The sequence below is a fragment of the Subtercola lobariae genome (assembly GCF_014640255.1).
GTDB classification, from domain to species: Bacteria; Actinomycetota; Actinomycetes; order Actinomycetales; family Microbacteriaceae; genus Subtercola; species Subtercola lobariae.
The window spans coordinates 347,366-368,447 of record NZ_BMGP01000003.1; the positions used below are offsets into that span (position 1 = coordinate 347,366).

The following is a 21,082-nucleotide window of genomic DNA, read 5'->3' on the forward strand; positions in this document are numbered from 1 at the left end:
ACTACGGTACCGGTTTACCCGGCATTTCGAAGCCCCGCAGCTTTCGTTTGCCTTCGGTTCGTCTTCTCAGTCGCCCTCAGCCTTTAGCCGTCAGCGGGCCGCGGTGCACTTTGTATGCTGCCGACTGGGCGACCGGCTTGATGACCACGTAGTCGAGGCTGATGTGCGGCGCGAGTTCGACCATCGAGACGATGGTCTCGGCCACGTCGTCACCGGTCAGCGGATTCGGCACGTTGGCGTACACGGCATCGGCCGCAGCCTGGTCGCCTTTCAGCCGGTTGAGCGAGAACTCTTCGGTGTGCACCATGCCCGGCGCGATCTCGAGCACACGGATCGGTTCGCCGCTCAGCTCGAGTCGCAGAACGTCGAGCGCAGCGGCGATGGCGAACTTCGCGGCGTTGTAACCGCCGCCCTTCTCATAGGCGATATGGCCGGCGATAGAAGTCACCGTGAGAATGTCGGCCACGGCGGTGCCTGTCTCCGCGCCACGAACCGAGTCGCGTAACAGGGGTAGAAGGGCGGTGATGACTCGTTTGACGGCGATGACGTTGATTTCGTACATCCACCGCCAGTCGTCGGGGTCGCCCGCTTCGACGGTGTCGAGGCCTGCGGCACCCCCGGCATTGTTGATAAGAGTACTGACGCCGCCGGTTTCGGCGAGGTAGCTCGCCAGAGCATCCACATCGGCCTGCTTCGTGAGGTCGGCGACGAAAGAGGAGGCGCCGGTCTCGTCGGCGAGCGCCTTCAGGCGGTCTTCGCGGCGGGCCACGCCCACCACCTGCCAGCCGTGCGCGCGAAGCACCCGCACTGTCGCTTCGCCGATGCCCGAACTTGCCCCTGTGACGACTGCGCGCCTGGAATTCTCTGCCATGTTCTCAACGCTAGCCGAGATCGAGGCACCGCTTCGTTACCCCGTGTTTCGGCACTTGTTGACCGCGCTGGCGGGGCTGCCTACTGTTGCCGTAGTTCACCCGCGATTTCTCGTCAGACCAAAGGAATACTCTCATGACCGACAACTCCGCCGACTGGCAGTTCGAGACCAAACAGATTCACTCGGGCGCCGCTCCAGACCCCGTCACCAACGCCCGTGCGACACCGATCTATCAGACCACCTCCTACGTCTTCAACGACGCCGACCACGCGAAGAACCTGTTCGCTCTCGCCGAGTTCGGCAACATCTACACCCGCATTCAGAACCCCACCCAGAACGTTGTCGAAGAGCGCGTTGCAGCACTCGAAGGCGGAACAGCAGCGCTGCTGGTCGCCTCGGGCCAGGCCGCCGAGACCTTCTCGGTGCTGAACATCGCCCAGGCCGGCGACCACATCGTGTCGAGCTCGTCGATCTACGGTGGCACGTACAACTTGTTCAAGTACACGCTCGCGAAGCTCGGCATCGAGACCACGTTCGTCGAAAACCAAGACGACGCCGAAGAATGGCGCCGCGCGGTTCGCCCGAACACCAAGCTGTTCTTCGCCGAGACCATCGGAAACCCGAAGATCAACATTCTCGACATCGAGCTCGTGTCGGGTGTCGCGCACGAGAACGGCGTTCCGTTGATCGTCGACAACACCATCGCCACTCCGTACCTGATTCGCCCGTTCGAGCACGGCGCCGACATCGTGGTGCACTCGGCCACGAAGTTTCTCGGTGGCCACGGCACCATCATCGGCGGCGTCATCGTCGACGGCGGAAAGTTCAAGTGGAGCGAGAACTCGGAGAAGTTCCCGGGCCTCACCACGCCCGACGAGTCGTACCACGGCGTCACCTACACCGAGGCGCTCGGCGACGGCATCGCCTACATCATCAAGGCTCGCGTGCAGTTGCTGCGCGACCTCGGCTCGTCAATCGCTCCGGCGAGCGCCTGGCAGCTCATCCAGGGCATTGAGACGCTGTCTCTGCGCATCGAGCGCCACGTGCAGAACGCCCAAGAGGTCGCCGAATGGCTCGACAGCCACGACGACGTCGCCGCGGTGTACTACGCCGGTCTGCCGTCGAGCCCCTGGTACGGCGCCGCGAACAAGTACGCGCCCAAGGGTGTCGGTGCGGTGCTGTCGTTCGAGCTGAAGGGCGGTGTCGATGCCGGTCGTGCGCTGGTCAACAACCTCAGCTTGTTCTCGCACTTGGCCAACATCGGCGACGTTCGCTCGCTCGTGATTCACCCCGCCTCCACCACGCACTCCCAGCTCACCCCCGAGCAGCAGCTGACCTCTGGCGTCACGCCGGGCCTGGTTCGCCTGTCGGTCGGGCTCGAGAACATCGACGACATCAAGGCCGACCTTGCCGGCGGCCTCGCTGCGGCTCGTGAGGTTGCTCGCGCGAACGCGCTCTAAGCGACGCGCTGGACGTTCGACTACGCCTGACGTTCGACTACAGAGCATCAACCACAGAGCAGTAACCACAGAGCAGGGGCGCCCACGTCACGTAACAGTGACGCGGGCGCTCTTTTCTTTGGCCAGAATGGAAGAACCATGGACTGGCAGATATCTGAAGACACCGTACCGAGCGATTTCATCACCGATGCGCAGATCCGGTCGATCATGGGCAAGCCCCCGGCGACGGGTGCCTGGCGCGACGGCGACCCGGTAGGCAACCGCCAGTTCGCCCACATCGGCGACGTCAGCTTCGAGAGCGGTGGGTTCGTCGCCGACGTTCGCATAGCGTACGAGACGTTCGGCACGCTGAACGCGGCCGGCGACAACGCGATACTCGTGGCGCACGCTCTCACGGGCGACTCGCACCTGGCCGGAGCGGCCGGCCCCGGGCATCCGACAGCCGGCTGGTGGGGCGGAATCGTGGGCTCTGGCCTTGCGCTCGACACCGACCGGTACTTCGTGGTCGCACCCAACATGCTCGGCAGCTGCCAGGGGTCGACCGGGCCCGCGTCGCTCGACGGTGACGGCGAGGAATGGGGCATCCGGTTTCCGTACACGAGCATTCGCGATCAGGTGCGCGCGCAGCACGGCGTGATGGAGCATCTCGGCATCACGCGCTGGGCGGCCATCGTGGGCGGCTCGATGGGCGGTATGCAGGTGCTCGAATGGGGCGTCGAGTACCCCGACGAGGCGGAGCGGCTGGCGATCATCGCCGCTCCCCCGATTTCGAGTGCAGACCAGATCGCTTTGAACTCGGTGCAGATCGAGGCGATTCGCGCCGACCCGCTGTACCGGCACGGGTCGTACTACAACGCGAAAGACGGTGAGGGGCCGCATTCAGGGTTGGCGCTGGCCAGGCGCATGGCCCTGCTGAACTACCGGAGCCCCACCGAGCTGAACGACCGCTTCGAGCGGAGCTGGCAGAGCGGAATCAGCCCGCTCGGGCACGGCGGCCGATTCGCGGTGGAGTCGTACCTCGACTTTCACGGCAACAAGTTCACGAGACGCTTTGACGCCAATGCCTATATCACGCTCGTCGAGGCGATGAATTCGCACGACGTGGGGCGCGGCCGGGGCGGCGTCATCGAGGCGCTTCGCCGAGTCACCGCGCGTTCACTGATCATCGGAATCGACAGCGACCGGCTGTTTCCGGTACCCGACCAGCAGGTCATCGCGAAGTACATTTCGAGCAACATCGACGGCGATGAGGCCACCGTGATCACATCGCGGTTCGGCCATGACGGCTTCTTGATCGAGTACGACGCGGTGTCGAACGAGCTGGTGCGGCTGCTCGCAACCTGACGTGTTGCGACCTATCGGTAACATCGAGTCAGTGCTACCGCGTGCGCGATGAGGAGTCAGTGATGAGGCATCAACGATGAAGCATCAAGAACCACTTCTCGGCACGGCTGCGTGGCTCGAGGGAACGGTCTTCACCGTTTCGTCGTTCGCGTGCCTTGCGATCGCCGGCGGGGTGCCTATTTTCACTTTTCTGATCGCCGTCGTTCTGTACCTGGTGATGCTGTTTTCGTACTTCATGCTGGGGCGGTCGCCCTCGTCGTGGTGGATTGTCATCACCACCGTCATCGGGCTCTCGATCAGCCTATTGCTCGGCACGTTGAGCGGCGAGAATCCGTCGGTGCTCAGCGCCATTCTGCTCGTCTCAGGCGGCGGGCTCGGCGCCATGGCGATCGTGCTGCAAGGCACTGCGGCGGGCCGGGCGTACTTGGTGCTGATGTTCGTGGCGAATCTTGCGGTGACGCTGCCGTTCATGAAGGGCGGTGACGTCACTCAGGCACTGACCATCTTCATCGTGGGCTGGTCGGTGAACGTGATGGTCGGAATCTGGGTCAACGACAGCGTCAAACGCGCCAGAGCCCGAATCGCCCGGCTCGGCACTGCACATCAAGCCGAACGGCGAGCCAGCGAAATCGAAGCACAACGCCGGCAGAGCGCTCGACTGATGCACGACACCGTGCTCGCCACTCTCACGCTGCTTGCGCATTCCGGCCGAGGAGTCGACCCCGAAGCCTTGCGAGTACAAGCTGCAGAAGACGCCGTGCTGCTGCGGCAACTTCGGCTGGGCGAGACACCGGCACCACGGGCATCCGGTGCCTACAATCTCAAAGCCGACGACGTGGTGGGGGTCACCGACAATATTCGGGCACTGCAAGACCGATTCGCGCGACGCGGTTTGACCGTGCATTGGCACGGCGCCGGCGACGTGACCCTGCCGCCCGTGGTGCGAAGCGCCTTTCTGCTCTCGCTCGGCGAATGCCTCGAGAACGTCAGACGGCATTCGGGCGTCGACCAAGCCGATGTGACCATTTCACAGGATGCCGCGGGAGTGCGCGCCATGGTCACCGACTCGGGAGTCGGATTCGACACGGCCGACGTGGCGAGCGGGCGACTCGGCATCACCGAATCGGTGGTGGCTCGCATTCGAGATGTGGGCGGCAACGCGCGCATCTTCTCGGCGCCAGGTGCCGGCACGACGGTGGTTCTGGAGGTGCCCCGATGAGCGAGCATCCGGTGCTGAAAAGTGCGCAACCGAGCACGAAGAGCGAGCCCGACGAGGCGAGCACCGGGCTGCTGACACGGTTGGTGCGCGCCCGAACGCTCGGCCCAGAAGCGCTCGAGGCGTTGCGCAAAGACATGGCAAGCGATTCGCGTATCGGAATCGGGTACCTCGGGGTGGGCGCCATCGTGGCCGCGGTGATTCTGAGCGTGCGCGGGCTCGCGATCTTCATCTTCGATTGGGGGCTGTACCCGAACCCGTGGTTGACGCTGATCGCCTGGATCGTCGTGGCAATCGCCCTCACCGGCGCCGTTCTCATCGCCAACGCACACGGCAGTCATCTGCCCACGCCGGCGTTCATTGTGATGCTGGTGCTGCTCGGTGCGGCGGTGATTCTCGACGTGGTGTCAGCGGGCGGGTTCGCCACGGCGGTGCCAGAAGTCACCGTCATCGTGGGCGCCGGCGCCGCACTGCTCGCCCTCGTGGCTTACCGGCCGCTGAACCAGTTGCTGCTCGCGACACTCGTTCTCGCGGCCTTCTTGCTCGCGGTGACGATCGCCGGTGTGAGTTCGCAGCCGCCGGGCACCCGGCCGCAGATCGAGGTGATCGTTGCGGCCATTGCACCCACACTGATCGGCATCTTGATCGTTCGGTCGTTCAGCCGGTTCATCGACCGAGAGCTCGACCGCACGCTGGTGGAGAGCACCCTTTCATCGCCGAGGTTCGGGGTGGGCATCCAGGGGGCCGATGAACTCGTGCGCCTCGACCAGAGCGCCGAAGAACTGCTCTCAGATGTGGCATCGGGCCGCGTCAGTCTGCCGCTGAACAAACAACAAGCATCGGCAGCCTCGGCACTGGCCAGCGAGCTGAGGCTGCGCCTCGTGGCCGGTCGGCGGCAGACCTGGCTTCAGCATGCCATCGACGACTCAGAGGTGCTGAGCCCGACCGTGACACTGCTCGACCCTGCAGGTCTCGCGGGCTACCTCGAACCCGATCAGCGTGAAGGTCTGTTGTCTGCCGTGTGGCTGATCGCGGCCGCCGCGACCCGGCAGCAACCACGCCTGATCATCACAGTGGGGCCGCAGTCAGACCCCTCACCCGGGGCACAACCCGATAGGATTGCGTTTCCGATAGATATTTCTGTTGAAGGAATACCGAGGCGTCGAGTCGACGTCACGATCTGGGGGGCACTCGATCGGGTTGGGCCGCACATCGAAAGCGGTCGACACGGCAGTCTGCGCTTACAGATGAGCGTGCATGTCGACACGCCAGAAACGTAAGATGAGCACAACGAGAAGGGTCGATCATGTCACCGTCGCATGACAACATTCGATTGGCGATCGTCGATGACCACCGGATGCTGCTCGGTGCTCTCACCGAGTGGATACGCGGAGCGGCCAGCGACATCAGCATGGTCGCAGCGGTCACGACGTGGCCCGATCTGCTCACACACCCTGAGTTTCCGGTGGATGTGGTGCTGCTCGACCTCGATCTCAAAGACAACCTGCCTATCTCGGTCAAACTCCGCGCACTGAAGTCAGCCGGCGTCAAGACCGTGCTGATGAGCACGTACTCCGAGCCCGTGGTCATCCGTGAGGCACTGGCCGCGGGCGCGCTCGGCTACCTTGTGAAGAGCGAAGAAGCAGACATGATCGTCGAGGCCATTCGTGCCGCGGCGAAGGGCGAACCGTTCATTTCGAGTGAACTCGATCTGGCGCTCAGCGCCCAAGAACTCGGCGGTGCGCCGAAGCTCAGCGCTCAAGAGCGTCGGGTGATGGCGCTCTACGGCGGCGGTGAGCCCGTGAAGCAGGTCGCTGAACAGCTGAGCATCTCAGAAGAGACGGCCAAGAGCTACCTCAAGCGCATTCGCGAGAAGTACCGCGTGCTGGGCATCGACGTGGGTACCAAGGTGGCGTTGCGCCGGCGGGCCATTCAAGACGGCCTGCTGCTGCACGACGATTACCTCGATACGTCGGAGAACACGGCCGAGCCGGCCTCGTCACCGGCCGAATGAGCCGCTGAGGCCGCGGTTTTCGTCGGCGCGAGTGCCCGGGCCTTGCCCCGTCGTTCGACCGAGAACGAGACGATGGCAATCGCGATGCCGAGCAGCGTGAGAACCACTCCCACCCAGATGGGTGCGAGGTAACCGAATCCTGCTGTGAGGGCGAGCCCGCCGAGAATGGGGCCCAGCGCGTTACCGGTGTTGAGCGCCGAATGGTTGAGGGCGGCACCGATCGTTTGACTGTCGCCCGCAACATCCATCAGCCTGGTCTGCACGAGGGGCGAGATTGCGGAGGCGGCGATACCGACGAGAAAGAGGCCGACGAACAGGCCCACGGGGTTCGTTGCGAACAGCGCCAGGCACACGAGCATAACTGTGAGTGCCGCGTAGAAACCGAGAATCGAGCGCTTGAGGTTTCTATCGGCGAACCAGCCGCCGAGCAAGTTGCCGATGGTCATTCCGATGCCGATGGCAATGAGAGCGAGGGGCACGATGGAGGCCGGCAGACCGGTGATCGACGTCACGATAGGCGAAACGAAGGTGTAGACGCAGAAGAAGCCGCCGAACCCGATAGCGCCGATGGCCACGGTGAACCACACTTGCGGTCGCCGGAAGACGGTGAGTTCTTGCTTCAAGGTGGCGGTGGGGTCGCCGGGCATATTCGGCACCGTCAGCACGATCGAGAGCAGCGCGAGCGCGAAGACCGCGGCCACAACGAGGTAGGCCACCCGCCAGCTCGTCGCCTGGCCGATGAAGGTGATGAGCGGCACGCCGATGACGTTGGCCACGGTCAAGCCGGCAAGCACGAGCGCCACCCCGCGGCCACGTTTGCCCGGCCCCATCAGCGAGGCGGCAACCAGAGCGGCGATGCCGAAGTAGGCGCCGTGCGGCAGCGCCGAGACGAATCGCGCGAGCACCACGAGGCCGAACGTCGGCAACAAGGCCGACGCGACGGTGCCGACGATGATGATGCCGAGCAGGCACATCAGTACGATCTTGCGCGGCCATCGAGCGGCAACAGCGGCGATAGTGGGTGCGCCGACCACCACGCCGGCGGCATATGCGGTGACCAGCAGACCGGCTTGGGCGTTCGCCTGCTCGACCGACGCGGCGAAGAGCGCCGGCAGCAGGTCGTGCGCGATATTCGGCAGAAGGCCCATCGCCACGAATTCGGTGCAACCGATGCCGAAGCCGCCCAGAGTGAGGGCGAGCAGGGCGAGGCGAACGCGGGCAGGTGTCAGCCCGAACGTCGTCGCCTGGTTTGTTGTGGTCACAGAACTATCGTAAGCGACGTGTGGGCCGAAAATCGAATCGATTCGATTATCGGTTACACGATAGTTACACGAACCCGGCCCGGCGGAGTTCTACTCGCCTAGAGCCTTCTCGAGACGCTCGAGCTTGCCCGTCAATTCACCCGTGTGGCCCGGGCGAATGTCGGCCTTCAGTACGAGCGAGACCCGCGAGCCGAACTGACCCACCGCTTCGGTGGCGCGGCGAATGACGTCGAACACCTCGTTCCACTCGCCCTCGATGGTGGTGAACATCGAATCGGTATGGTTCGGCAGGCCAGACTCGCGAACGATTCGAACAGCCGCCGCGACGGCGTCATGCACCGAAGCGTCGGCGTTGTCGCTGCCCAAGGGGCCTTCACCCGACGGTGCGACCGAAAATGCGACCAACATCAGATGCTCACCCTTTCGTTGGGCAGAAATGCGAGGTCTTTCGCTCGCACTCGTGCACGGAACAACGATCGCACAGCGAGGGCGAACAACACCACCACGAGAACGTTGCGCGCCGTCAGAACGAGCAGCATCAACGGGTCGAGCGAGAGTAGCCAGTCATACAGATACGGGTAGATCAGCTGGGTGAGTGCGCCGAGAACCGCGGCGATGACGGCGAACTGCCGAAACTCGCGGCCCTGCCAGATGATGCCGAGAATCACGGGAGCGCTGATCCACAGCATGAACTGGGGCGAGCCGACCTTATTGAACACGATGAGCGCAGTGACTAGTGCCAGCGACAGGCTCGGTAGCACCCGGGTGATCGACGCTCCCGAGCGAACCACGTACACACCCAGCACAAGCACGGCCGCGACGGCGACGGCCAGCATCGGCGTCGTCAAGAAGTCGGCGATCGAACCGCCGTTGCCCTTCACCTGAAAGGTCAGAATGTCTTGGTCGTAATACACCTTCGAACCGGGAACGCGCAGGTAGGCCATCCACATCCACGGCAGGCTGACGGGTGCCTCGATCTGCAGCCCACGGCCGGTCTGCTGGCTCACGAAGCTGAACAGGTTCGAACCCGCGCCGAGCAAGAACCCGATGATGGCAACGCCGATGGCGGTGACTGCCGCCCCAACGGCCACGGCGACGCGCTTCTTCGCCGCGATGACCACTGCCACGATGAGCGCTGCGGGCCATACCTTCACCCAGGTGGCGAGGGCGAGCAGAACGCCGGCGATCGCCGGGCGGCGCATGGCGAGCAGCAGCCCCACGATGACGAGGTCGACTTCGAACGTATCGATGCGGCCGAGAGCAACCGGCCCGAGCAGAAGCAGAAAGGCGAGCCACCACCAGGCAGCCAGATACCGGATGTTCGGGGTGAATTGCCCGCGATCGGCGATGGCCACCTCGTCTGAAGGCTCGGCGGTAGCTCGCGAGTTGAGAATGAAGGCGAAAACGGTGGCGTTCGCGATCACGACGAGCAGCAGCCAGCCCACGCCGTACAGCGAGCTACCGAACCCCATCGCGGCGATCATCGGCACGAGCGCCAGCAGCGGATAGACGAAAGGGCCGTCGATGCCGACCCAATAGCCGTCGAGCCCGTGCTGAATCCAGTCGTTGTACACGATGGTCACGTCGCCCCAGGGCAGACCAGGGCCGACGAGACCCATGATGCCCAGCCAGAGGTGAATGACGATGAACGCCAACCACAGCACTAGGGGAGTTTTTGCCAGTCGACGCACCTCGCCATCTTATGCGGTCGTTCTGAGCCGATCGGTTCGCGGCACACGCGCAGCCGAAACACAGGCTGCACCCCACCCCCTCCCAGCGTGTCGCCAAGAATGGCTGATTAGCTCGTCAACACGATGAAAAAGCCCGTCAGCATCAGCCTCGCGCTCGTCGCGGCGGCCGTGTCGGTAGGCCTCGTGGCGGCGGTTGCCGCGCCAATTCTTTATCGAGATGTGACCATTGCGCCCTCATCTCAGGCCGCGAGCGTCATTCCGACGGTCACCGACGGCTCTGCGTCGTCTATCGCTGAGGGCATGAATGTGAACGGGGTGTGGAGCGTCGCTGCCGGGTCGACCGCCGGTTACCAGATAGCCGAGCCCGACAGCGCTGGCACTCTCGCGGGGTCGACCAGCCAGGTGACGGGTTCGGTCACGGTTGCCAATGACACGCTGACGGATGCCTCGGTGATCGTTCAAGCCGGTTCCCTGACGTGCGGCAACAGCACAATCGACCGGTACCTGCGAAACACCGCCCTGCAGACTGATTCGTACCCCACGGCGACATTTCAGCTCGACCAGCCCGTCGCGGGTTCGTTGACTGCCGTCGCCGGTCAGATTCAGACCCTCTCGGGCACGGGCACGCTGACTCTGCACGGCGTGACGCGCCAGGTGACAGTCGCTCTCCAGACGAGCTTCGGTGCCGACGGGGCCAGGCTCACCGGCAGCATTCCGATCGACTTCGGCGACTACGACGTCACCGGGCCCGATTTCGGCTTCGCCGTTGCCGACAAGTCGGCCACGGTGGTGTTCAGCTTGAGCGCGGTGAAGCAGTAGGCGCGGCGCGGCAGTCAGCGAGCGCGCAGCGCGGCGATCGTGGCAGGGAGGGCGTGGGCGATGTCGAGCGCCACGATGGGGCCACCGCCCGAAGCCCGCTCCCCCGCGAGCCCGTGCAGCGTCGCCGCCGTGGCGGCCAGTCGGGCCAATACGCCGCCGTTACCGTCATCATCGGCGTCGAGTTCTTCGTGATGAGTCGCCACCAGCGCCCCGAGAATGCCGGCGAGAACATCGCCCGAGCCGGCGGTGGCAAGTTCGGTCGTCGGCGCGGTCACGCGCACCGCCGGGCCAAGCGCACGGTCGGCCGAGTTCCCCGCCTGTGCAGCACCGACGACGTGGGTGAGGTGGCCCTTGAGCAGCACGGTCACGCCCAGAAGCTGGGCAGTGAGGGCGGCCCAGTGCTCTGCGTCAGCGGTGATATCCGCTCGACTGGTCGAGATGCCGTGCGATGACAGCAGGGTCAGCAGTTCTCCTGCGTGCGGCGTGATGACCACTGGGCCCGTGGCGTGTTCGAGCAGATCGAGGGCACCGGCATCCACCACGACCGGATGCCCGTGCGATAGCACCTCGATCAACGCCGCCGTGACGCTGGGGTCGCGCCCCTCGGCCGCCATTCCGGATCCGATTAGCCACGCTTGAACGCGCCCGTCGGCGGTCACGACCTCGGGGCGGCGCTGCAGCACCATGCGCGTCGCACGACCCGGGCCGAGGTACCGCACCATGCCGACGCCGGTGCGGGTCGCGCCCTCGACACCGAGAAGAGCGGCGCCCGGAAAGCTCGATGAACCCGTCATGACGCCAAGAACGCCGCGCGAGTACTTGTCGTCGCCCGGCTGAGGTGGTGCAAGAAATGCTGCTGCATCTGCTGCGCCGAAGTCGGTGAAGGTGAGCGAAGGAGACTGGTGGTCTGTCATGGTTCAACGATAGGTCTCGATGCCGCGGTTGAGGAGGCGCGTCGGAATACTGAGACGCTCCGCACGATTGAACTCACAGTGACTCAGACAAATCTCTTCGACCCGCTGACCATTCGAGGCACGACCTTTCGCAATCGGCTCTGGGTGGCGCCGATGTGCCAATACTCGGCCGACGACGAAGATGGCGTGCCCACCGACTGGCACCTCGCGCACCTGGGGTCGTTCGCCTCGGGCGGCGTCGGCCTCATCTTCACCGAGGCGACCGCTGTTACACCGGCCGGTCGCATTTCACCGCAAGACCTCGGGCTCTACAACGACGAGCAACAGCAGGCGTTCGCCCGAATCGTGCGGCTGATTCATGCGCAGGGGGTGTCGGCGGGCATCCAACTCGCCCATGCCGGGCGCAAGGCGTCGACGTTCAAGCCGTGGGCCAGCGAACGAGGAACCGTGCCAGCCGATCAGGGCGGCTGGCAGACGGTGGCACCTTCGGCGCTCGCATTCGAGGGCTACGACGTACCGCACGAACTCAGCGTCAGTGAGATCGACGAGATCGTGGAGGCGTTTCGGGCATCCGCTCGCCGGGCCATCGATGCGGGGTTCGACGTGCTCGAACTTCACGCGGCACACGGGTACCTGCTGCATCAGTTTCTGTCGCCGCTCAGCAACTCACGCAGTGACGAATACGGCGGAAGCCTTGAGAACCGCGCGCGACTTCTGCTGCGCATCGTGACCGGCGTGCGCGCCGAGGTCGGTGACGCTGTGCCGCTGTTCGTGCGGCTGTCGGGTACCGATTGGGTGCAAGCCGGCGGCTGGGACATCGAGCAGACCACCACGGTTGCCGGCTGGGCTCGGGATGCCGGTGCCGACTTCTTCGACGTGTCGAGTGGTGGCAACGTGTCCGGTGTGCACATTCCTCTGACGCCGGGGTATCAGGTGACCTTCGCCACTGCCGTGCGCGACGGTGCCGGGGTGCCCACGAGCGCGGTCGGACTCATCACCACGGCAGAGCAGGCGAACGGCGTGGTGGCGTCGGGGCAGGCCGACGCCGTGATGATGGCGCGGCAGTTCTTGCGCGACCCGCACTTCGCGCTGCAGGCCGCACACGACCTCGGCGTCACGCTCGACTACTGGCCGCGGCAGTACGAGCGCGCCGCCTGGCGCGCGTAGCCGCCACGCCGCCGGGAGCCAGGCCGCAACCGAGCAAAAGCGCTGCTAGTCGCGACGCGTCGCGTCTTGCACTTCGCCGACGAGCTCTTCGATGACGTCTTCGAGAAAGAGCACGCCCGTGGTGGCCCCGGTGGCCGTGAACGCCCGCGCAACGTGAGCGCCCGTGCGGCGCATGGTGGCGAGCGCGTCTTCGAGGTCGGTTCCGTCGTAGATGGAGGCGAGCTGGCGAATGCGCTTGGCCGGAACCGGGTCGTCGAACTCGTCGTCGTCGAGGTCGATCACGTCTTTGAGGTGCAGGTAACCTTCGGGGTTGCCCCGGGCATCCACGATCACGTAGCGCGAGAACCCGTATTTCGCGACCGCCCGCTCGATGTCGGCGGGAGTCGCGGCGCGGGTCAGGGTCACGAGCCGGTCGAGCGACAACGCGACCGCGGCTACGGTCTTCTCGGTGAATTCGAAGGCCGCGTGAAGTGCTCCTGAGTTGTCGTCGAGAACACCCTCGCGGGTCGACTGCGCCACGATGTTCGACACTTCGTCGAGCGTGAACGCGCTAGCGGCCTCGCTCTTCGGCTCTACGCCGAACAGCCGCACGACGCCGTTCGCCGTGGCGTTCAGCGCAACCGTGGCGAACTTCAGCGCGCGACCGATCCAGACCAGCGGCGGCGCCAGCAGCAGCACGGCACGGTCGGGCAACGAGAACGAGAGGTTCTTCGGCACCATTTCGCCGATCACCACGTGCAAGAACGACACCACGACGAGCGCGATGACGAACGCCACCGAGCCGATCACCTCTTCGCTCCAGCCGGTGAGCCCCAGCGGCCCTTCGAGCAGGTGATGGATGGCCGGTTCAGACACATTCAGAATGAGCAGTGATGCCACGGTGATGCCGAGCTGACTCGTGGCGAGCATCAGCGTGGCATGCTCCATCGCCCACAGCGCGGTCTTCGCGCGCTGCGACCCCGCCTCGGCAAGTGGCTCGATCTGCGAGCGCCGCGCCGAGATGACGGCGAACTCCGCCGCCACGAAGAACGCGTTGACGAGCAGCAGCACGACGAGCCACGCGATTCCGGCCCAATCAGACATCGCGGCCCCCGTTCGCGCCGCGCGACTCTGACGCAGCGGATGCTCGAGCGGAGTCGCGCTCGACCTCGCGCTCTGCTTCGCGGTCTGCTTCACGGGCACGCCCCGCGCCCCGACCCTGCGCGGCCTGCCGGGCCTGCTTCTCGGGCACGTCGACGAGCACCTCGACCGGTGTCGGGCTGAATCTGATGCGATCGATTCGCCGACCATCCATTCTCTCGACGCGAAGCTCACCGTCGGGCAACCCCACCACGTCATCGACCTTCGGCACTCGGCCGAGTTCGCTCATCACGAACCCCGCAACTGTCTCGTACGGGCCGTCTTCTGGCACGGTGACGCCCGCACGCTCGAGCAACTCGTCGGGCCGCAGCTGGCCGGGGAACGAAATCGTGTCGCGCCCCTTGACCACGCCCACCCGCGAACGGTCATGCTCGTCGTTCAGCTCGCCCACAAGTTCTTCGACGAGGTCTTCGAGGGTGACGACGCCGGCCGTTCCGCCGTATTCGTCGAGCACAATGGCCATTTGGTACCCCTTGCCGCGCAACTCGCCGAGCAGCATGTCGAGTTTCATGGTCTCGGGCACGCGTAACGGTTCGGTCAGCAGAGCGACCACCGGAACATCCGCTCGCCGTGCCCGGGGAATGGCAACGGCCTGCTTGATGTGGGCGACACCCACCACGTCGTCGATGCTCTCGTCGATGATGGGAAAGCGGCTGTACCCCGTGGTGCGGGCGAGTTCGAGTACGTCTTTGGCCGAGTCGGTGCGTTTGAGCGCCGCGATGCGCGGCCGCGGAGTCATGACGTCTGAGGCATCGTGACCCGAAAACAGCAGGGTGCGGTTGAGCAGAGTGGCCGTATCGACGTCAAGACTGCCTTCGAGGGCCGAGCGTCGCACGAGCGACGAGAGTTCGTCTGCGGTGCGCGCGCCTGAGAGCTCTTCTTTCGGCTCGATACCGAACAGCCGGATGATCGCGTTCGCGCTGTTATTGAGCAGCGACACCGCCGGCTTGAACACCATGGTGAACGCCCGCTGAAACGGAATGACGAGCTTCGCCGTCTGAATCGGCAACGCGAGCGCGAAATTCTTCGGCACGAGCTCGCCTACGATCATCGACAGCAGGGTTGCGATCACGATAGACACGATCGACGCGATCACGGTCGACACGTCGTCGCCCAGCCCCACCGCGTCGAATAGTGGGCGCAGCAGGTGGCTGATGGCCGGCTCCATGAGGTAACCGGTGAGCAGAGTGGTCAGCGTGATGCCGAGCTGTGCGCTCGACAGATGCGTCGAGGTGATCTTCAACGCCGCGATGGTGGGGCCGAGGCCCTTCTCACCGCGATCTTGCCGGCCTTCGAGGTCAGAGCGGTCGAGATTGACGAGCGAGAATTCGCTCGCCACGAAAAAACCGGTTCCGACAGTCAGAACGAGGCCGCCGAGCAGCAACAGCCAATCGGTCAGCATTCGCGCCACCGATTGAGGCTGAAACAGGAGGAGCGAGCAGGCGCGGGAGGGTCATCCATATGTCTGAGCAATACTACAGAATCGATGCCTCGCGAGGCCGCCGAATGAGGCCGCCGTCACCAACTCACAGGCAATGCTTTACCCTCTTCATACCCCGCCGCCGATTGGATGCCCACCCGCGCCCGGTCGTGAAACTCCTCCACCGACGCGGCGCCCGCGTAGGTGAACGAACTGCGCACCCCCGACGTGATCATGTCGAGCAGGTCTTCGACCGAGGGCCGCAGCGGGTCGAGGTAGATCATGCTCGACGAGATGCCTTCGGCAAACAGCTGCTTTCGCGCCAGCTCGTATGCTCCGAGCCGCCCGAACCGGTCGGTCACGGCCTTCGCCGAGGCCATGCCGTAGTTCTCCTTATAGAGCCGCCCGCCCGCATCGCGCTTCAGCACGCCAGGGGCTTCGATGGTTCCGGCGAACCACGACCCGATCATGACGGATGCCGCACCGGCCGCCAACGCGAGAGCAACGTCTCGCGGGTAGCGCACTCCCCCATCGGCCCAGACGTGAGCGCCGTGGAGTGTCGCGGCGGCGGCCGTCTCGATCACTGCCGAGAACTGCGGGCGCCCCACGGCGGTCATCATGCGCGTCGTGCACATGGCGCCCGGCCCCACGCCGACCTTGATGATGTTCGCGCCTGCTTCGGCCAGATCGCGCACGCCCTCGGCCGTCACCACGTTGCCGGCCACGATCGGCAGGTGCAGGCCGGCGTCTCTGACTGATTGGATGGCCGCGACCATGGCGTCTTGGTGACCGTGCGCCGTATCGAGCACAAGCACGTCGACGCCGGCGGCAGCCAGGGCCGTGGCCTTCGCGGCCACGTCACCGTTGATGCCCACCGCTGCGGCGACTCGCAGCCGGCCGTGAGCGTCTACCGCGGGCTCGTAAATGGTCGAGCGCAGGGCTCCGGTTCGGCTCAATGTGCCGATGACACGACCGTGCTGCGTGATCGTTGCGAAATCGAGATCTGCCGCCACCATGGCGTCGAAGGCCTCACGGGGTGAGTCGATGTCGTCGGCCGACAATGAGGTGAGGGGGCCGTGCAAGAGATCGCCGAGCCGGGCATCCGGCAGCGCAGAAGCGAGGCGCAACGCGGGGATGCAGCCCACAAAGGTGCCGTCGTGGTCGTGGATGACGATGCCCTGGCCGGCGACCGCGGGCAGCACGGTGAGTGCCTCTTCGACGGTGGCGTCTGGCCTGAAATCGAACGGGGTGTCGTATTCGACCGACTGCGCCTTGACCCAGCGGATGGCCGCGTCGAGGTCTTGCAGGTGCATGTCTTGCGGCAGCACGCCGAGCCCGCCGCGCCGGGCGAGGGTCGCAGCGAGCCGGGGGCCGGTGACCGAGTTCATGTTGGCCGCGACCACCGGAATGGTGGCTCCCGTGCCGTCTTCAGGAGCGAGCGAAACGTCGAGTCGTGACCTGATGTCTGAACGACTCGGCACCAGAAAGACATCGGAGTACGTCAGGTCGTCATTATGTGTACCAGTCAAGAACTGCATATCTTTACGCTAGCCCTGATGCCCCGATTCGGCAGGTGGCCTGCTCGGGGGTTTAAGCTGGATAAGCACGTGTCGGCGCGTGAACCTCTGCTACGCAGCTATCTGACACGTCATTCATACGTGATTTGACGAAAGTAGGCGATCGGCTAGTGTCGAGCCAGTTGACCGGAACAGGAACCGACGACAGTTCGTCGGGCGAATTTGGCGCCAATGAGTGGTTGGTAGACGAACTCTACGAGCAGTACGTGGTCGACAAGAACTCGGTCGACCAGTCGTGGTGGAGCATTCTGGAGCACTACAAGCCCAGCTCGGGCGAGGTGACCACCGCTGAACTGCCGCCCGCTGAGGCCGCGCCAGCTGAAGCCGCGCCGGCCCAAACCGCGCCAGTTCAGGCCGCGCCGGTTCAGGCCGCGCCGGTTCAGGCCGCGCCGGTTCAGGATGCCGCAGTAGCAGCCCCTGCCGCCGCCGCGCCGGCCGCCTCGGCCCCGGCAGCAGCCGCCGCAGCCCCCGCAGCAGCAGCCCCGGCGACCGCCCCCGTGGCGCGCACCACCTCGAAGGTGGCCAGCCCCCAGCCGATCCCTGCAGAAGCAACCGTTCGCGACCGTGCCGCTGAAGAAGAGGCCGCCGAGCACGACAAGGTCACCCCGCTGCGTGGGCCCGCCAAGTCGCTCGCGACGAACATGGATGCCAGCCTCACTGTGCCGACGGCGACCAGCGTTCGCAGCATCCCCGCGAAGCTGCTCATCGACAACCGCATCGTCATCAACTCGAACCTGAAGCGCTCGCGCGGCGGCAAGGTCTCGTTCACCCACCTCATCGGCTGGGCGCTCGTGCAAGTACTGAAAGACTTCCCGAGCCAGAACGTCTTCTACGACGTGGTCGACGGCAAGCCCGTCGTCGTGTCGCCCGCGCACATCGGCCTCGGCATCGCCATCGACATGCCCAAGCCCGACGGCACCCGCTCGCTGGTCGTGCCCGCCATCAAGCGCGCCGACACGATGACGTTCGGCGAGTTTCTCGCCGCCTACGACGACCTCGTGGCCAAGGCTCGCAGCGGAAAGCTGACCGCCGCCGACTTTCAGGGCGCGACCATTTCGCTCACCAACCCCGGCGGTATCGGTACCGTACATTCGATTCCGCGCCTCATGAAGGGCTCGGGAGCAATCATCGGCGCTGGCGCGCTCGAGTATCCGGCCGAATTTCAGGGGTCGAGCATCCGCACCCTCACCGACCTCGGCATCGGCAAGGTCATCACGCTGACCAGCACCTATGACCACCGGGTCATTCAGGGCGCCGGGTCGGGCGAGTTCTTGAAGAAGGTGCACGAGCTGCTCATCGGCGAGAACAACTTCTACCAAGACATCTTCGCCGAACTGCGCATTCCGTACGAGCCCATTCACTGGGCACCCGACATCAGCGTCGACTTCGACGCGGTCGACAAGACGGCTCGCGTTCAAGAGCTGATCAACTCGTTCCGCGTTCGGGGTCACCTGATGGCCGACATCGACCCGCTCGAGTACAAGCAACGCTCGCACCCCGACCTCGACATCGCGAGCCACGGCCTGACGCTGTGGGATCTCGATCGCGAGTTCATCACCGGCGGCCTCGGCGGCAAGCGCACCGCGTTGCTGCGCGACATTCTCGGCATTCTTCGCGACTCGTACTGCCGCAAGATCGGCGTCGAGTACATGCACATTCAAGACCCGGCCCAGCGCGCCTGGATTCAAGACAAAGTCGAGCGCAAGTACGCCAAGCCCACGCACGACGAGCAGATGCGCATTCTGGCGAAGCTCAACGAGTCTGAAGCGTTCGAGACCTTCTTGCAGACCAAGTACGTCGGCCAGAAGCGGTTCAGCCTCGAAGGTGGCGAGTCGACCATCGCGTTGCTCGACGCCGTCATTCAGGCCGCCGCAGACGAAGGGCTCGACGAGGTCGCCATCGGCATGGCGCACCGCGGTCGCCTCAACGTGCTCACGAACATCGCCGGCAAGACCTACGGCCAGATCTTCCGCGAGTTCGAGGGCACCCAAGACCCCCGCACGGTTCAGGGCTCAGGTGACGTGAAGTACCACCTCGGCACCGAGGGCACCTTCACGGGCAATGACGGCACCGAGATTCCGGTCTACATCGCCGCGAACCCGTCGCACCTCGAAGCTGTCGATGGCGTCGTCGAAGGTATAGTGCGCGCCAAGCAAGACCGCAAAGAAAAGGGCAGCTACTCCACGCTGCCGATTCTGGTGCACGGCGACGCAGCCATGGCCGGCCAAGGCATCGTGTACGAGACCTTCCAAATGGAGAAGCTGCGTGGCTACCGCATCGGCGGCGCCATTCACGTCAACATCAACAACCAGGTGGGCTTCACCACGAGGCCTTCGGATGCCCGATCATCCGTCTACTCGACCGACGTCGCCAAGTCGGTGCAGGCACCGATTTTCCACGTCAACGGAGATGACCCCGAGTCGGTCGTGCGCGTCGCTCAGCTCGCGTTCGAATACCGCCAGGAGTTCCACTCCGACGTCGTCATCGACCTCATCTGCTACCGTCGCCGCGGCCACAACGAGGGCGACGACCCGTCGATGACGCAGCCGCTGATGTACAACCTGATCGAAGCCAAGCGCTCGGTTCGCCGGTTGTACACCGAGTCGCTGGTCGGTCGTGGTGACATCAGCCAAGAAGAGTACGAAGCCGCGCACCGCGACTTCCAAGACCGCCTCGAGCGGGCCTTCGCCGAGACGCACGCCGCTCAGACCTCGTCGATTCCGATCATCACCGACGACATGAACGCGGTCGCCGACCTCGAGCGCCCTGAGGCGCAGCAGAACGACGATGGCGTGGGCGAGCCCGACACCACCGGCGTCTCGCCGTCGACGGTCGCGCTCATCGGCGATGCGTTCAACAACCCTCCCGCCGGGTTCACGGTTCACCCGAAGCTGCAGCAGCTGCTGGCCAAACGTCTCGAGATGAGCCGTAACGGCAACATCGACTGGGCGTTCGGCGAACTGCTCGCGCTCGGGTCGCTGCTGCTCGAGGGCACGCCAGTTCGTTTTGCGGGTCAAGACTCCAGGCGTGGAACGTTCGTTCAGCGCCACGCGGTGCTGCACGATCGGGAGAACGGCCAGGAATGGATTCCGCTGGTCAACCTCAGCGACAACCAGGCCCGGTTCTGGATCTACGACTCGCTGCTGAGCGAATACGCGGCCATGGGCTTCGAGTACGGCTATTCAGTCGAACGACCGGATGCCCTGGTGCTCTGGGAGGCGCAGTTCGGCGACTTCGCCAACGGCGCTCAGATCATCATCGACCAGTTCATCGCGGCCGCCGAGCAAAAATGGGGCCAGCGTTCGTCGCTCGTGCTGCTGCTGCCACACGGCTACGAAGGCCAAGGTCCTGACCACTCGTCGGCCCGCATCGAGCGCTTCTTGCAACTGTGCGCCGAGAACAACATGACGGTCGCTCGGCCGTCGACTCCCGCGTCGTACTTCCACCTGCTGCGTCGCCAGGCCTACGCCCGGCCGCGCCGCCCGCTGATCGTCTTCACGCCGAAGGCGATGCTGCGGCTGCGTGGCGCCACGAGCTCGGTCGACGACCTGGCGCAGGGCAAGTTCGAGCCCGTGCTCGACGACCCCCGCGCGCTCGAGGCGGGCGTCGACAAGGCGAGCGTCAAGCGGGTTCTGCTGATGGCCGGCAAGATCTACTACGACCTGCTGAACGAACTGCAGAAGACGCCGAACGACGAAATCGCCCTCGTTCGACTCGAGCAGTACTACCCGCTGCCCGAAGCCGATCTGCGTGCCGTGGTCGAGAGCTACCCGAACGCCGAACTGGTCTGGGTGCAAGACGAGCCGCAGAACCAGGGCGCCTGGCCGTACGTCTGCCTCGAGCTGGCCTCGCGCCTGCCCGCAGGCCGCACCATTCGCGTGGTGTCGCGTGCCGCCTCAGCCTCCCCCGCGGCCGGCTCCGCCAAGCGTCACGCCAAGCAGCAGGCCGACCTCCTCGAGCGTGCCCTCACCCTGTAGCATCGCCTGCCAAACGCAGAACGCCCCGTCCCACACCGGGAGGGGGCGTTCTGCGTTTCTGCACGCGTCCGCTCATTCCGTTAAACGCAAAAGCTCCCTATACGCGCTGATAGGGAGCTTTCGGGTCAATCGTGCGCTGAATAGCTTTAGAGTTCCGCTCACAGCGTAGTCGGGCGGAAGCGGGGGAGTGTACGTCGCTTCCGACGTTCG

At 64.9% G+C, this 21,082-nt stretch carries 16 protein-coding genes; 8 read left to right on the plus strand and 8 right to left on the minus strand.

Annotated features, from left to right (window positions below; translation table 11 throughout):
• Positions 1–76 precede the first annotated feature (76 nt).
• The gene (locus tag IEX24_RS09630) at positions 77–871 is read right to left on the minus strand and encodes an SDR family oxidoreductase (RefSeq protein WP_188677399.1); all 795 of its coding nucleotides are present in this window, start codon (positions 869–871) and stop codon (positions 77–79) included.
• A gap of 134 nt (positions 872–1,005) precedes the next feature.
• On the opposite strand from IEX24_RS09630, the gene IEX24_RS09635 reads away from it, so the two are divergent.
• The 5 genes from IEX24_RS09635 to IEX24_RS09655 all read left to right on the plus strand — a co-directional run bounded on the left by IEX24_RS09635 (position 1,006) and on the right by IEX24_RS09655 (position 6,905).
• Positions 1,006–2,331, plus strand: a complete 1,326-nt coding sequence (locus tag IEX24_RS09635) for a bifunctional o-acetylhomoserine/o-acetylserine sulfhydrylase (protein ID WP_188677402.1) — start codon at positions 1,006–1,008, stop codon at positions 2,329–2,331.
• Positions 2,332–2,469: 138 nt separating this feature from the next.
• Positions 2,470–3,675: a homoserine O-acetyltransferase MetX gene (gene metX / locus IEX24_RS09640; protein ID WP_188677405.1), complete on the plus strand. Its 1,206-nt coding sequence runs from the start codon at positions 2,470–2,472 to the stop codon at positions 3,673–3,675.
• A 76-nt stretch (positions 3,676–3,751) separates the two neighbouring features.
• A complete protein-coding gene (locus IEX24_RS09645; protein ID WP_188677408.1) occupies positions 3,752–4,894 on the plus strand; it encodes a sensor histidine kinase in 1,143 nt (380 codons plus the stop codon).
• Positions 4,891–6,171 (plus strand): hypothetical protein, encoded by a 1,281-nt coding sequence (locus IEX24_RS09650; RefSeq protein ID WP_188677411.1) that lies wholly within the window; start codon positions 4,891–4,893, stop codon positions 6,169–6,171. The genes IEX24_RS09645 and IEX24_RS09650 overlap by 4 nt, the downstream gene beginning before the upstream one ends.
• 26 nt (positions 6,172–6,197) lie before the next feature.
• The gene (locus tag IEX24_RS09655) at positions 6,198–6,905 is read left to right on the plus strand and encodes a response regulator transcription factor (RefSeq protein ID WP_188677414.1); all 708 of its coding nucleotides are present in this window, start codon (positions 6,198–6,200) and stop codon (positions 6,903–6,905) included.
• On the opposite strand, the gene IEX24_RS09660 is transcribed toward IEX24_RS09655, so the two are convergent.
• The 3 genes from IEX24_RS09660 to IEX24_RS09670 all read right to left on the minus strand — a co-directional run bounded on the left by IEX24_RS09660 (position 6,851) and on the right by IEX24_RS09670 (position 9,831).
• Entirely contained in the window at positions 6,851–8,167 is a 1,317-nt protein-coding gene (locus tag IEX24_RS09660) for an MFS transporter (protein ID WP_188677417.1), read from the minus strand. The genes IEX24_RS09655 and IEX24_RS09660 overlap by 55 nt on opposite strands.
• 90 nt (positions 8,168–8,257) lie before the next feature.
• Entirely contained in the window at positions 8,258–8,575 is a 318-nt protein-coding gene (locus IEX24_RS09665; RefSeq protein WP_188677418.1) for a thiamine-binding protein, read from the minus strand.
• Entirely contained in the window at positions 8,575–9,831 is a 1,257-nt protein-coding gene (locus IEX24_RS09670) for a glycosyltransferase 87 family protein (RefSeq protein ID WP_188677419.1), read from the minus strand. The genes IEX24_RS09665 and IEX24_RS09670 overlap by 1 nt, the downstream gene beginning before the upstream one ends.
• A 150-nt stretch (positions 9,832–9,981) precedes the next feature.
• On the opposite strand from IEX24_RS09670, the gene IEX24_RS09675 reads away from it, so the two are divergent.
• Complete coding sequence (locus tag IEX24_RS09675; protein WP_188677422.1) at positions 9,982–10,677, plus strand: YceI family protein; 696 nt, start codon at positions 9,982–9,984, stop codon at positions 10,675–10,677.
• Positions 10,678–10,691: 14 nt separating this feature from the next.
• Here the strand turns inward: IEX24_RS09675 and IEX24_RS09680 are convergent, their stop codons facing one another.
• Positions 10,692–11,591: an ADP-dependent NAD(P)H-hydrate dehydratase gene (locus tag IEX24_RS09680; RefSeq protein ID WP_188677423.1), complete on the minus strand. Its 900-nt coding sequence runs from the start codon at positions 11,589–11,591 to the stop codon at positions 10,692–10,694.
• Positions 11,592–11,669: 78 nt separating this feature from the next.
• Between IEX24_RS09680 and IEX24_RS09685 the strand changes: the two genes are divergently transcribed.
• A complete protein-coding gene (locus tag IEX24_RS09685; RefSeq protein WP_188677424.1) occupies positions 11,670–12,758 on the plus strand; it encodes an NADH:flavin oxidoreductase/NADH oxidase in 1,089 nt (362 codons plus the stop codon).
• Between the two features lie 45 nt (positions 12,759–12,803).
• Here the strand turns inward: IEX24_RS09685 and IEX24_RS09690 are convergent, their stop codons facing one another.
• The 3 genes from IEX24_RS09690 to guaB1 all read right to left on the minus strand — a co-directional run bounded on the left by IEX24_RS09690 (position 12,804) and on the right by guaB1 (position 16,856).
• Complete coding sequence (locus tag IEX24_RS09690) at positions 12,804–13,841, minus strand: hemolysin family protein (protein ID WP_188677425.1); 1,038 nt, start codon at positions 13,839–13,841, stop codon at positions 12,804–12,806.
• On the minus strand, positions 13,834–15,300 hold the full coding sequence (locus tag IEX24_RS09695; protein WP_188678177.1) for a hemolysin family protein: 1,467 nt from the start codon (positions 15,298–15,300) through the stop codon (positions 13,834–13,836). The genes IEX24_RS09690 and IEX24_RS09695 overlap by 8 nt, the downstream gene beginning before the upstream one ends.
• Positions 15,301–15,416: 116 nt before the next feature.
• On the minus strand, positions 15,417–16,856 hold the full coding sequence (guaB1, locus tag IEX24_RS09700) for a GMP reductase (RefSeq protein WP_188677428.1): 1,440 nt from the start codon (positions 16,854–16,856) through the stop codon (positions 15,417–15,419).
• 149 nt (positions 16,857–17,005) lie between these two features.
• Here guaB1 and IEX24_RS09705 point away from each other — a divergent pair, with 149 nt between their 5' ends.
• Complete coding sequence (locus IEX24_RS09705; protein ID WP_188677431.1) at positions 17,006–20,872, plus strand: multifunctional oxoglutarate decarboxylase/oxoglutarate dehydrogenase thiamine pyrophosphate-binding subunit/dihydrolipoyllysine-residue succinyltransferase subunit; 3,867 nt, start codon at positions 17,006–17,008, stop codon at positions 20,870–20,872.
• Positions 20,873–21,082 lie beyond the last annotated feature (210 nt).